This window comes from Marinobacter sp. V032 (assembly GCF_052645435.1).
Genome location: NZ_JBQXYE010000001.1, coordinates 926,750 through 938,539, shown reverse-complemented (window position 1 = coordinate 938,539; position 11,790 = coordinate 926,750). Strand labels below are relative to the sequence as shown.

The following is an 11,790-nucleotide window of genomic DNA, read 5'->3' as shown; positions in this document are numbered from 1 at the left end:
CATGTTATTGATGATCGACAACTACGATTCCTTTACCTACAACGTCGTTCAGTACCTCGCGGAACTGGGCGCTGACGTGCAGGTATATCGCAACGATGACATCAGCATCGAACAGATCGAGGCCCTCAAGCCCGAAAGACTGGTGATTTCGCCAGGTCCCTGCACGCCAAACGAGGCCGGCATCTCAATGGACGTTATTCGCCATTTCGCCGGTCGGCTGCCCATTCTGGGCGTCTGCCTGGGGCATCAGGCGATTGGCCAGGTATTTGGCGGCAATATCATCCGCGCCGGCCAGGTGATGCATGGCAAGACCTCACCGGTCTATCACGCGGATACCGGCGTCTTCCGGGGGTTGAAAAACCCGCTGGAAGCAACCCGCTACCACAGCCTGGTGATCGACAAGACAACCCTGCCCGACTGCCTCGAAGTCACTGCCTGGACCCGTAACGCGGATAACAGCGTCGAGGAGATCATGGGTGTGCGTCACAAGACGCTGCCCATCGAGGGCGTCCAGTTTCACCCGGAATCGATCATGACCGAACAGGGCCATGAGCTGCTGCGTAATTTTCTGCGCATGCCCACTGCACCGGATCAGGCCGCCTGAGCGCAACGGACACGACAGAGAGAAGACAATGGATATCAAAACTGCACTGAACCGCATCGTCGAAAGTCTGGATCTGACGACTGAAGAAATGAAGTCGGTGATGCGTATCGTGATGAACGGCGAAGCCACCGATGCCCAGATCGGCGCGCTGCTGATGGGCCTGCGGATGAAAAGCGAGACCATCGACGAAATCACCGGCGCCACCGAAGTCATGCGCGAACTGGTAACCGGTGTAACCGTGAACGCCGAGCCACTGGTCGACATCGTGGGCACCGGTGGTGATGGCGCCAACCTGTTCAATGTCTCGTCGGCATCCTCGTTTGTCATCGCCGCTTCCGGTGCTTTCGTTGCCAAACACGGCAACCGCTCGGTGTCGTCCAAAAGCGGCAGTGCCGACCTGCTGGAGCAGGCCGGCATCAACCTGAACATGACGCCCGAGCAGGTCGCCCGGTGCATCGAGGAGATTGGCGTCGGCTTTATGTTTGCCCCGGCCCATCACGGCGCCATGAAGCACGCAATCGGCCCGCGCAAGGAACTGGGCATGCGCACCATCTTCAACATCCTTGGCCCCATGACCAACCCGGCCGGGGTGAAGCGCCAGCTGATCGGCGTGTTTACGGAGCGGCTGTGTCGCCCGATGGCCGAGGTACTGCATCGACTGGGCAGCGAGCACATCATGGTCGTGCACTCGAAGGATGGCCTGGATGAAATCAGCCTTGCCAACAAGACCCATGTGGCTGAGCTGAAAAACGGCGAGATCATCGAATACGATATTGCGCCGGAAGATTTCGGCATCAAGAGTCAGAGCCTGGTGGGTTTGACCGTCGACAGCGCTGAAGAATCGCTGGCCCTGATCAAATCGGCCCTTGGCCGCGGTCACGATGAGGTCAGCGACAAAGCCCGCGATATGATCGCGCTGAATGCCGGAGCGGCAATCTACGTTGCCGGTGTGGCGTCTACATTGGCCCAAGGTGTGGAAATGGCGCAGGATGCGATTGGCACAGGCCTGGCGATGGGCAAAATGACCGAGCTGGCCGATTTTTCCCAGTGCTTCTGATATTGGCAAGTTTAATTGGCAAGGATCGTAATGAACGCTTCAGATAACGACCACACTCCGACCATTTTGCGCAACATTGTGTCCCGCAAATGGGAAGAAATTGATGTTCGCCAGCGCAGTCGATCCGCAGCCGAGTGCAAGTCACGGGCGGCGGATCAACCACCGGCCCGGGGCTTTGCCGACGCCTTGCGTACCCGTATCGAGCAACGCACACCCGCCGTCATCGCCGAAGTAAAAAAAGCCTCCCCCAGTAAAGGTGTGCTGCGCGATCCGTTTGAACCGGCGGCCATTGCTGAAAGTTACGAAAAAGGCGGGGCGGTTTGTCTGTCAGTGCTGACCGACAAGGACTTTTTCCAGGGCCACGAGGATTACCTGACCGAAGCGCGCAATGCGTGCAGCCTGCCGGTTATCCGCAAGGATTTCATGGTGTCGCCTTACCAGATCTACGAAAGCCGAATGATCAACGCAGATTGCATTCTGCTGATCGCCGCCTGCCTGACCCGTGATCAGATGCAGGAACTCGCCGGTATTGCCAAGGAAATCGGACTGGATGTGCTGGTAGAAGTACACAACGGTGAAGAACTGGACGACGCCCTGACACTGGCCACACCGCTGGTGGGCATCAACAACCGCAACCTCCACACCTTCGATGTAACACTCGACACCACCTTCGATCTCCACCAGCGGATTCCTGAAGATCGCCTGACGATCACAGAGAGCGGGATTCTGACGCGTGACGACGTGGGTGCCATGACTTCGAGAGGTATTTACGGGTTTCTGGTCGGCGAGTCCTTCATGCGGGCGCCAGAGCCCGGTGAAAAGTTGCAGGAGCTGTTTTTCTGAGCCCCGGCCAAGCTCCCGGATCAGCAGCGCCTTCGCCGTTGTAGCCGAAGGCCTTTCACAACATTTGTATCAGACCGTGGAGGTGGCGACAGCCACCTTCTATCCACGGCACCCACATTCAGACTTTTGACGACGGACGCGCTTTGATCCGGTCATACCAGGCCTGCAAGTGAGTTTGCTCTGGCTTGATGCGGATATTGATCACCTTGTTGAAATCAACGGTGGTAAAGGCGTTGATATCCGCTGCCGAAAAAGTCTCACCGCAAATATATTCGCGCCCCTCCAGGTGTTTGTTCAGGAAGTGGAAGAATTTCTCCACGTTCTTGCCACATTCCTCACCCCACTCCTTGATCGGATTCATCCGGTCCTTGAAGTAGCCGCTGGTATGCTGGAAACACATGCCGGTCGGCAGGAAAAAGAAGTATTCAATCCAGCGCAACCACTGCTCCGTCTTGGCTTTACCTAGCGGGCCTTCGCCAAGCAATGGCGTGGTTTCAGGGTGAAGTTCCTCGAAATAGCGGCAGATCGCCATGGTTTCCGAGATGCAGGTGCCATCATCCAGCTCCAGTACCGGCACCTTTTTCATCGGGTTGCGGGCAGCAAATTCAGGCGTCAGGTTCTCACCCTTGGCCAGATCAATCTGAATGAACTCGACCTTGTCCAACAGGCCCTTTTCTTCCAGAAACATTCGCACGCGGCGGGGATTGGGGGCCGTTTTGGTTTCATAGATCTTCATGATCGCTCCTGTAGAACATCGTCGTTCGATTGTTGTTTTCACGGATAAGGCATAACGAACAGAACACGGCTTCGCTTATTGAAACAAGCAACCGCGGATAGCATTGATCTCAGAGAGTGCCGCCACCACATAGCTGCCGTCAAGCGACGGCCGCTATGGTTGTCATTTGACGGATCAGGTATCCGACAGATAAGTCTGTAGCTGCTGAACAACCCACTCGGGATCATCCAGCGGCAGGTCATGGCCAGCATCAGGATGCAACCGAAGGGGCCATTGCCAGCGCTTCTCGAGTGTTGCGCTGCAACGCCAGTCAACGATGCGATCACCTTTGCTGGCCAGCAGCAGCGCATCGGGCAGAGGCCGGCTGGAAGCCGGCCTGAAGCGGGCCGCTGCCGAAAGCTGACGAAACGCATTGGCCGGCGACACCGGCCGCTGTTTCTGAATACTGTACCAGCCCTGAACGGTGCCCGGATTGACCTGTCGGTTGGAGGTCAGTGCCAGCACCTGGGCCTCTCGCTCCCGGATGTCCCGGAGCAGAAGCAAATGCAGTAAAGTTGGCCAGACCACCGGCCTCATCCGGTGCCAAGGTGGATTAAAACCGCTACTGGTATTGATCAGGATCAGTCGTTGAATCTCACCCTCGGGAGCATCTTGCGCCCAGTCCATCGCCACCATCCCTCCCATCGAAAGCGCAATCAGACCGTAGGGGCCAGGGATATGGGCAACCTGACGCTGTACCGCCCGCCGAATCTGACGGATGGTCCAAGGAGAGGTTTCACGAAAACGGGTGCCGGTGCCAGGCAGATCAACGCAATGGAAGCGTTCCTCCGGGAAAGCCAGACGCAGGTGTTCCGGCAGATGTCCCCAATGCGCATGTTCGCGGGTGAGCCCTCTGAGCAATATCCAGTGCATAGTCAGTTATCCCGGTTCACGGTACCAATGCATAATCGCCGCTTCCCTGAGCATGGGCTGCATATCCGAACCTGGCAACCAGTTTTCATGATTGGCAGCTGCCCGCATCATGAAGTCAATCAGATTGAGGTGGGCGCGTAAGACACGCTGATGGCGATGCGGCACCATCGGGTTGAAAAAGCCCTCGAGCCGCAACAACTGACGGGGACGCTTCCTGATCCAGCGCCATGATCCCATTTCCAGGGTCAGGGGAATAAAGCCGCCTGGCCCCTCACGATTGATTTTTTTGTAGAAGTAGTCCCACAGGTCGCCATGGGTCAGATAATGTTGAGACTGGGGCTCAAACACATAATTATGATTCGGATAGGCCTGCTCCCATAACAGTTTGAGTGCCATCACAGAAGCAATCTTCCGCATCGGCCGGCGCCGATAGGCATAGGGAAACCAGATCTGATCCTGCCAGCCGAAACCGGAATGACAATCCAGCGCCAGGCTGAAAGGGCGCCCCGGCAAGAGTTCGCGAATAACCTTTTCCAGCGCCTGGTTTTCCGCTTCCATGCCGCTCTCCGGTGTTCCCGTGAACCACGGCAAACGACGTGACAGGCGCTGACCGCCGAGCATAAAGGTGCTGGTACCCTGAGCTTCAATCGGCGCGTTGCGCATCAGATCAACGCCGTTGGGGTTACTACGCTGGTTGAGAAACATGCCGCCCGGATTGAGTATTGGCAACACCGTAATCCGTAACCGCGACAGCAATATCTGCAGTTCACTGTCCCAGACCATTCGCTTGAGCAGGCTTTGCAGCCACGCCAATAACACCTGGGTACCGATGCGCTCCAGCCCATGAACACCGCCAACCAACAGCAACAGCGGCGCATCTGGGGCTTCACTGCCAATGTCCACGCGATAAACCGGCAGGTTCACTTCTTTAAGACTGATTCGCTCAATGACGGACGTGCGCACCTGCTCCGGCGCTTCCGCCAGCATGCGCTCCAGTGATGCCATTTCCGGCAGGTACTCGCGCACCCGTCGTCGCTGGCGCCGATCTCTGGAAGACTGTTCAAGGGGAATGGCGGCGTGAGGCGTGAGATCACGTAATTCGGTCATGGCGGCACCCGGTCAGAAACGACCCTTCACCCTAACCGGCCAGTGCTACAGTTTTTTGACGGTAACAACTGAATTGAAATTCAGTGGTCAATACTTGCGCACTTAATCTATGATAATAACGATGGACAGCTGAAGTTCCGAGCCTTCCTTGCGAATTAACTTCACCACGCTGCGCTGCGCTCTTAAACGTTGCAGCGCCTGGCCATACCGCGGCACCGCCAGTGACTTTCCTTGCAAGAGATCCAGGACAGTGAGTCTTAAAACCCGATTTTTACTTTTGGCGACCGCGCTGATTTTGCTTGCTTCATCCGCTTCCTGGATGGTGTTTCAACGGATTACAGAATCCATCACCCAACGCTGGGGTGAAAACATTGCCGAGCGGCAGGTGCGCTATGACAGCGCCCGTTTACTCCAGACAATAGAGCGGGAAATCGGCCTGTCACGACAGCTGGCGGATTCCGCCATTATCAAACATTGGGCGACGGCCCCGGACGATAAAGCACTGGAACGCGCCGCGATTGAGGAGATGGAACGATTCCGCAAGAATTTCGGTGACGAAAACTATTTCGTCGCACTGCGGGACAATGGTGCTTACTACTACAACAATGCGCAAAACGAGTTCGAAGGTCAGCAACTGCGCTATCACCTGAACCCCGACAAACCCGCCGACGCCTGGTTTTATAAAGTCATTGCGGAAGGCCGCAGTTTCCATCTCAACGTCAATCCGGATGAATCGCTGGGCGTTACCAAACTCTGGATCGACGTACTGCTGAAAGCTGACGACAGGATTATGGGTATTGCCGGCACCGGCATTGAGCTTGATGCACTCCTTCATAACATTGTCGACCTGGGCGAAACCGGAGTGCGCACACTGTTCGCTGATCACAATGGCGCGATTCAGCTCTACCGCGACACCCGCTATATCGACTACGCCAGCATCGTCAATCCGGACGGCAAGAAGAAAACCATTGATTTACTGTTCGAGAATACCGCTGACCGGCACTGGATACGGCACACCATGGGCCGCTTGCTGAACAGCTCCGAACAGGGTCACCGGGTCATCACCGGCTTTGTCACCGTCGATGGTGAAGAGCAACTGGCAGGCGTTGCCTATTTGCCCAGTATTGGCTGGTACGAGATCACCCTGCTCGACCTTGATGTTTTGCTTCCGGCCAGCGCATTCATGCCGCTCACCATGGTGTTCGTCGTGACACTGCTGTTATCACTGCTGGCCTTCAGCTATGCCATTCGCCGCCAGATCATTCGCCCCATGCAATCACTGGAAACCGCCATGAAGGCGGTGCGTGAAGGTGACCTGCCGGACAAACGGCGGGTACGGGGCTCCGGGGAAATGGCCAGCCTGAATCTGCACTTCGAGGCCATGGCGAACAGCATTCGCAACAACACCCAGCAGCTGGAAAATACGGTACAGGAACGCACCGAGGCGCTGCACCGGTTGGCACGCCTTGATCATCTTACAGAGTTGCTCAACCGTCGCGGGATGAACGAATTGCTGGAGGGCGAGATCGATCGGGCTGCGCGCCAGCATTCCCACTTCGGCGTGATCTGGCTGGACCTGGATTGCTTCAAGGAGGTGAATGACCAACTGGGTCATGGTGCGGGAGACCAGGTGCTGCGGGAAATTGCTGGCATTCTCAGAAAAAGTATTCGCCCCTACGATCATGCCGCTCGCTGGGGAGGAGACGAGTTTCTCGTGGTGCTGGCCCCTTGTGATGACGCCACACTGGAAAAAATTGGCGAGCGCATTCGTCAATCCGTTGCCTCAGGTGTGCATGTTGGGGACAGGAACATGACCGTCAGTATCGGTGCCTGCATGGCAGGTGCCGGCGATCAGAAGGAAGATATTCTGTTAAGGGCCGACAACGCCCTCTATCGCGCCAAAGCGAATGGTCGAAACCGTTTCCATACCGAGCCGCGCACAGTGTCCGCTGATTGCGAATAAGCCGGCGTTTCAGGCGCTTCCAGTCGCCTCGCCATCAACGTTTGATGTGCGTTGCGATCCTCAGGTCGCCGTCCTATTATGAAGCAGACGCGAGAACAGCGTGGTCCGCGCCAGCCACCGGACGGTTTTCATCAGCAGTCCCTCCGGCCCCAGCCTTTCATCTGGTCAATGAGGACGATGATGATGAAAAAGCCACTGTTTGCTCACCCGCTCCGCTATCTGCTTTTTATGTTATTGGTATGCCTGCCACTGCCCGGTTATGCCGTATTCCTGAGCTTCGAGGATCTGCCCCAGTATAATATCGACGATCCGCTGCATATGCCGCCGGATGACACTGTCCCTAATCCTGTCACCACACAATATGCCCACCTCGGCGTTGTGTTTGATGGCGCAGGCGTCAGCATTGCCCCCGGTGGAGTCAAATCCGGCAGTCAAAGCATTGCTGACAACTATGGTCCCGAAATGGCCATCCGGTTCACCGGTGATCTGCCGTCCTACGTCAGCTTTTATCTCAGCGCCTTGTTCGAGGACAAGGTTTTCATGCGTGTCTTCGACCAGGCCGGTGCTCTGATCGGAGAGACAGCAAGCGATGGCTGGTTTGGTGTTGAGGAAAACAGTCAGCCCTATACACCGCTCCAGTTTTTTGAATTTTCTGGAACACAGATCAGTGAAATCAGCCTGTCGTCATTTTATAGTCTGAGATCAGGCATCCAGTTGGACGATCTGACGTTTACCCGGGCCCAATCGGTACCGGAGCCCTCTTCGCTATTGATGGCGATCATTGCAGTAATGGGGCTGCTGACCGCAAGCCACTGCCGGAGCCGGGAAAAGAACGAGGCCATGTCGACCTGAGGTCATAACAAAAAATACGCCGAGGCAGTCCATGACAGATACTGTTATCCGCAACATCTCGACCGATGACTACCCGACCATCATTCCCCTTATCGACGACTGGTGGGGCGGCAGACCCATGTCGGCCATGCTGCCCCGGCTATTCTTCAAGCATTTTCAGGACACCAGTTTTGTTGCTCTGCAGAATCGGCAGATTGTCGGCTTCGTGGTCGGCTTTATTTCCCAGACCGACCCTACGCAGGGTTATATCCACTTTATTGGTGTAAGCCCACAACACCGTAACCAGGGTGTCGGGGAATTGCTTTATGACGCCTATTTCTCCACGGCCCGACGCTGTGGCGCACATCATGTCAGTTGTCTGACATCGCCAACCAATCATCTCTCCATCGCTTTCCACCAACGTTTAGGGTTCGACATCACACCGGGCGACACGCTTGTTGACGGCATTCAGACGCACCGGGATTACGACGGCCCCGGGGAGGATCGGGTGCTGTTTTCCCGTGTCATTTAACACCTCAATCCAATCCGGGCTTTCCGGAAAAGGCTGGTGGCCATGCAAATACGAAAAGCGCGCCTGACCGATGCACAGGCGATCGCGACACTGGCCCATGAACTGGGCTACGAGGCCAGCGAAGCCGACATGGTTTTCCGGCTCACCCACCTGCTGCCCGATGAGGACCAGTTTGTTGCGGTGGCCGAGCTGGAGGATCAAACACTTGCCGGCTGGATCGCGGCGGAGCGACGGTTATCACTGGAGTCCGGAGAAAAGGCCGAGATAGTAGGGCTTGTGGTGGGTAGCCAAGCCAGGCGCACCGGTGCAGGTCGGGCACTGGTGAACGCCGCTTGCGAATGGGCCCAAGCCCGCAAGCTCACCAGTCTCTGTGTGCGCTCCAACGCCGCGCGCTCAGAAGCTCACCAGTTCTACCCTGCGCTGGGCTTCAACCACAACAAGACGCAACATGTTTACGTGATCAGCCTCAAAGGCTGATCGTCGTGTTGATGTGTCACACCACACAGACATAAAAAAGGCTCCGGGGTTTCGCCCGAAGCCTTTTCATCAACCGAACGCTGTCACTTTGCAGGCGGCGCGCCCGGGTTCAGCAACCGCACAAGCTGGTTGCCCACCGATTCGATCGGTTTCATAACGGCTTTCTGGATCGAATCAGTCACCACCTTGGTGTAGCGGGCGCCGGACTCAGTCTCCAGAAAATTCAGATACTGACGGATCTCGTCCGTACTGAAATCACGGTAAGTGTACAGGTAAGCGGCATATACCTGCTGCTCGACCGCAGCACTCAGGGTGGAACGCTGGCTTTCGATCTGTTGCTTCATTTGATCAAAGGTCGGGCCATTGCCACCGCGCATGGCGGACATGGCCGACGCCAACCCCATTTGGACCGCGATTGCAGTATCGACAGTGCTCTCGGTTGCCCGCGACGCTTTATCAAACTCAGCAAACAGGGCCTCGCGATCCGTGCCCTTGGATTTCTCCATGAGCTGGCTGCTCTGGGCCTGCAGATTCTGCCAGGCTGCAGGCTTTGACGCTGCGATTTCGGCACTGGTGATACGCCGGCCCAGCTTGGTGTCATACCAGTCCTGTACCGACTGCAATTGCGGCTCGCTCAGGCCTTTATCAAGATTGTTCACCACCTGGTCACGGATATCAGCGGTATTGAAAGCGCGGCTGACAATGCCACCGATGGTGTCAGCGATAATCGGTTCAACCTGCCCGGTTTGCTTCAGGCCATCCCGAATACCCTGGCTCATCATTGCCGGGTACTGTTGAATAATTTCACCCAGTGGTGAGGTTCTGACTATGGATTCAGATGTTGCACTGGCCTGGGTTACGCCACTGAACAGCACGGCCGCCATCATGGCGAGCGCCCGAACAGGCAGGGTCATATCGGTCAGCGGGGATAAACGCATTGCGGTCTCTCTTTCATCAGAATAAAGCACACTTATGCCATGCCGGACGTTTCCCAGCAAGCGGATAGCGCCCAGTTTAGATGACGATTTGGAGAGACTACGGGGAAGGCTGCACCCACTGCCTGCGCAGCAAGGCAGTGGGTCAACAGCCGATAGCAGGGGTTTCTAGCGGCCTACAATTTTTTCAGCTTCTTCGACCGGAGTGTGACGTACGTCTTCGCCCTTCGCCATGAAGATAACGTGTTCCGCCATATTGCAGGCATGATCGCCCACCCGTTCCAGCGCCCGCAACACCCACATCACCGACATGCAGCGCGAGATATTGCGTGGATCTTCCATCATGAAGGTAATCAGGGTGCGGGTCGCTGCCTGATACTCTTCATCAACGCGCTTGTCAGCCTTCATGATACGCAGCGCCTGCTCGGAGTCGAGACGGGCAAACGCATCCAGCGCATCCCGCACCATCTGAATCACATGAGACCCAATGTGGCGCACTTCCACGTAGCCGCGAGGTGCCTGGCCTTCCTGCGACAGACTGACGGCAAACTTGGCGATCTTCTTGGCCTCGTCGCCAATCCGCTCCAGGTCCGCCACCATCTTGATCACTGAAATAACCAACCGCAGATCCCGGGCCGCCGGCTGTCGACGGGCGATGATCCGGGTCGCTTCCTCGTCGATTTCGAGCTCCAGCCGATCGACCTGCTTATCCCGGGCCCGAATCTCGTCAGCCCGATGCCCGTCACCATCAATCAGCGCATCAATAGCGTCACCCACCTGCTCTTCGACCATACCGCCCATCCGCAGGAAATCTTCCTTGAGACCGGCCAGATCGTCATTGAACTGGTGAGAGATGTGATCGCCGTAAATATCTTCCTGTTTTGCCATGGTTGTAACTCCGGTGCCGGGTTAGCCGAAACGGCCGGTGATATAGGATTCTGTCAGGTCATGCTGGGGCGATGTGAACACCTTGTTGGTCTCATTTACTTCGACCAGATGCCCCAGGTGGAAGTAGGCTGTTCGGTTGGATACCCGGGCTGCCTGCTGCATCGAGTGCGTCACGATGATGATCGTGTAGCTTTGCGAAAGTTCGGAAATCAGTTCCTCGATTCGCGCTGTTGCAATCGGGTCCAGCGCCGAACAGGGCTCGTCCATCAGCACCACTTCAGGGCTGACGGCAATGGCGCGAGCGATGCACAAACGCTGTTGCTGGCCGCCGGAAAGACCGGTGCCGGGCATGTGCAAGCGATCTTTAACTTCGTTCCAAAGACCTGCGCTGCGCAAGCTCGATTCCACCATCTCATCCAGTTCGGACTTGCGGTTGGCGAGGCCGTGAATGCGAGGTCCGTAGGCCACATTGTCGTATATCGATTTCGGGAACGGATTCGGCTTCTGGAACACCATGCCCACCCGGGCACGCAGCTCCACAACATCGCGCTTGGGGTCATAGATATTCTGACCATCGAGTTCCAGCGTGCCTTTGACCCGGCAAATATCGATACTGTCGTTCATCCGGTTCAGGCAGCGCAAAAACGTCGACTTGCCACACCCGGAAGGGCCGATGAAGGAAATGACTTCATTCTTCGCAATATCCAGGCTGATACCTTTTATCGCCTGGGTTTCGCCATAAAAGACTTCCACGTCACGCAAGGTGAACTTGGCATTGTCGGCAAACGGGGTACCAACGGTTTTACCGCGAAGTCCGGCATCGTCCATGGGTTTCTCCTGCGGGGTTAAAACTGCAGGTTCAGGCGTTTCCGCCTTGTTAGCAAGACCCGAGTTCATCGTATTCA

The 11,790-nt window shown here is 56.4% G+C and carries 13 protein-coding genes; 7 read left to right on the top strand and 6 right to left on the bottom strand.

Annotated features, from left to right (window positions below; all coding sequences use genetic code 11):
* The first annotated feature begins 1 nt into the window (after position 1).
* The 3 genes from ACUN9X_RS04300 to trpC are packed head-to-tail and all read left to right on the top strand — an operon-like array spanning position 2 to position 2,504.
* Positions 2–604, top strand: coding sequence for an anthranilate synthase component II (locus tag ACUN9X_RS04300; RefSeq protein WP_445472293.1), 603 nt, complete (start codon positions 2–4; stop codon positions 602–604).
* A gap of 28 nt (positions 605–632) precedes the next feature.
* Positions 633–1,661: an anthranilate phosphoribosyltransferase gene (gene trpD / locus ACUN9X_RS04295; protein ID WP_445472292.1), complete on the top strand. Its 1,029-nt coding sequence runs from the start codon at positions 633–635 to the stop codon at positions 1,659–1,661.
* A gap of 30 nt (positions 1,662–1,691) precedes the next feature.
* On the top strand, positions 1,692–2,504 hold the full coding sequence (gene trpC / locus ACUN9X_RS04290; RefSeq protein WP_445472291.1) for an indole-3-glycerol phosphate synthase TrpC: 813 nt from the start codon (positions 1,692–1,694) through the stop codon (positions 2,502–2,504).
* Between the two features lie 118 nt (positions 2,505–2,622).
* Here trpC and ACUN9X_RS04285 read toward each other — a convergent pair whose 3' ends face one another.
* The 3 genes from ACUN9X_RS04285 to ACUN9X_RS04275 form a co-directional block, all read right to left on the bottom strand.
* Complete coding sequence (locus ACUN9X_RS04285) at positions 2,623–3,240, bottom strand: glutathione S-transferase family protein (RefSeq protein WP_260039010.1); 618 nt, start codon at positions 3,238–3,240, stop codon at positions 2,623–2,625.
* Positions 3,241–3,414: 174 nt separating this feature from the next.
* The gene (locus ACUN9X_RS04280; RefSeq protein ID WP_445472290.1) at positions 3,415–4,152 is read right to left on the bottom strand and encodes an alpha/beta fold hydrolase; all 738 of its coding nucleotides are present in this window, start codon (positions 4,150–4,152) and stop codon (positions 3,415–3,417) included.
* Positions 4,153–4,158: 6 nt separating this feature from the next.
* Complete coding sequence (locus ACUN9X_RS04275) at positions 4,159–5,259, bottom strand: M14 family zinc carboxypeptidase (RefSeq protein ID WP_445472289.1); 1,101 nt, start codon at positions 5,257–5,259, stop codon at positions 4,159–4,161.
* A gap of 250 nt (positions 5,260–5,509) precedes the next feature.
* Here ACUN9X_RS04275 and ACUN9X_RS04270 point away from each other — a divergent pair, with 250 nt between their 5' ends.
* The 4 genes from ACUN9X_RS04270 to ACUN9X_RS04255 all read left to right on the top strand — a co-directional run bounded on the left by ACUN9X_RS04270 (position 5,510) and on the right by ACUN9X_RS04255 (position 9,062).
* Entirely contained in the window at positions 5,510–7,222 is a 1,713-nt protein-coding gene (locus tag ACUN9X_RS04270) for a diguanylate cyclase domain-containing protein (RefSeq protein ID WP_445472288.1), read from the top strand.
* A 183-nt stretch (positions 7,223–7,405) separates the two neighbouring features.
* Complete coding sequence (locus tag ACUN9X_RS04265; RefSeq protein ID WP_445472287.1) at positions 7,406–8,074, top strand: hypothetical protein; 669 nt, start codon at positions 7,406–7,408, stop codon at positions 8,072–8,074.
* A 31-nt stretch (positions 8,075–8,105) separates the two neighbouring features.
* A complete protein-coding gene (locus tag ACUN9X_RS04260) occupies positions 8,106–8,585 on the top strand; it encodes a GNAT family N-acetyltransferase (RefSeq protein ID WP_260039018.1) in 480 nt (159 codons plus the stop codon).
* Positions 8,586–8,627: 42 nt separating this feature from the next.
* The gene (locus ACUN9X_RS04255) at positions 8,628–9,062 is read left to right on the top strand and encodes a GNAT family N-acetyltransferase (protein WP_445472286.1); all 435 of its coding nucleotides are present in this window, start codon (positions 8,628–8,630) and stop codon (positions 9,060–9,062) included.
* 83 nt (positions 9,063–9,145) lie between these two features.
* Here ACUN9X_RS04255 and ACUN9X_RS04250 read toward each other — a convergent pair whose 3' ends face one another.
* The 3 genes from ACUN9X_RS04250 to pstB all read right to left on the bottom strand — a co-directional run bounded on the left by ACUN9X_RS04250 (position 9,146) and on the right by pstB (position 11,713).
* Complete coding sequence (locus ACUN9X_RS04250) at positions 9,146–10,000, bottom strand: DUF2059 domain-containing protein (protein ID WP_445472285.1); 855 nt, start codon at positions 9,998–10,000, stop codon at positions 9,146–9,148.
* A gap of 165 nt (positions 10,001–10,165) precedes the next feature.
* The gene (gene phoU / locus ACUN9X_RS04245) at positions 10,166–10,885 is read right to left on the bottom strand and encodes a phosphate signaling complex protein PhoU (protein WP_260039021.1); all 720 of its coding nucleotides are present in this window, start codon (positions 10,883–10,885) and stop codon (positions 10,166–10,168) included.
* A 21-nt stretch (positions 10,886–10,906) separates the two neighbouring features.
* On the bottom strand, positions 10,907–11,713 hold the full coding sequence (gene pstB / locus ACUN9X_RS04240; protein WP_445473177.1) for a phosphate ABC transporter ATP-binding protein PstB: 807 nt from the start codon (positions 11,711–11,713) through the stop codon (positions 10,907–10,909).
* Positions 11,714–11,790: the final 77 nt, after the last annotated feature.

What these genes read in the sequence shown, in the direction of transcription:
- ACUN9X_RS04275 (WP_445472289.1), bottom strand. Translation starts at nt 5,259, where the DNA reads ATGACCGAATTACGTGATCTCACGCCTCACGCCGCCATTCCCCTTGAA.
- ACUN9X_RS04250 (WP_445472285.1), bottom strand. Translation starts at nt 10,000, where the DNA reads ATGCGTTTATCCCCGCTGACCGATATGACCCTGCCTGTTCGGGCGCTC.
- ACUN9X_RS04285 (WP_260039010.1), bottom strand. Translation starts at nt 3,240, where the DNA reads ATGAAGATCTATGAAACCAAAACGGCCCCCAATCCCCGCCGCGTGCGA.
- ACUN9X_RS04300 (WP_445472293.1), top strand. Translation starts at nt 2, where the DNA reads ATGTTATTGATGATCGACAACTACGATTCCTTTACCTACAACGTCGTT.
- phoU (WP_260039021.1), bottom strand. Translation starts at nt 10,885, where the DNA reads ATGGCAAAACAGGAAGATATTTACGGCGATCACATCTCTCACCAGTTC.
- pstB (WP_445473177.1), bottom strand. Translation starts at nt 11,713, where the DNA reads ATGGACGATGCCGGACTTCGCGGTAAAACCGTTGGTACCCCGTTTGCC.
- ACUN9X_RS04265 (WP_445472287.1), top strand. Translation starts at nt 7,406, where the DNA reads ATGAAAAAGCCACTGTTTGCTCACCCGCTCCGCTATCTGCTTTTTATG.
- ACUN9X_RS04280 (WP_445472290.1), bottom strand. Translation starts at nt 4,152, where the DNA reads ATGCACTGGATATTGCTCAGAGGGCTCACCCGCGAACATGCGCATTGG.
- trpC (WP_445472291.1), top strand. Translation starts at nt 1,692, where the DNA reads ATGAACGCTTCAGATAACGACCACACTCCGACCATTTTGCGCAACATT.
- trpD (WP_445472292.1), top strand. Translation starts at nt 633, where the DNA reads ATGGATATCAAAACTGCACTGAACCGCATCGTCGAAAGTCTGGATCTG.
- ACUN9X_RS04260 (WP_260039018.1), top strand. Translation starts at nt 8,106, where the DNA reads ATGACAGATACTGTTATCCGCAACATCTCGACCGATGACTACCCGACC.
- ACUN9X_RS04255 (WP_445472286.1), top strand. Translation starts at nt 8,628, where the DNA reads ATGCAAATACGAAAAGCGCGCCTGACCGATGCACAGGCGATCGCGACA.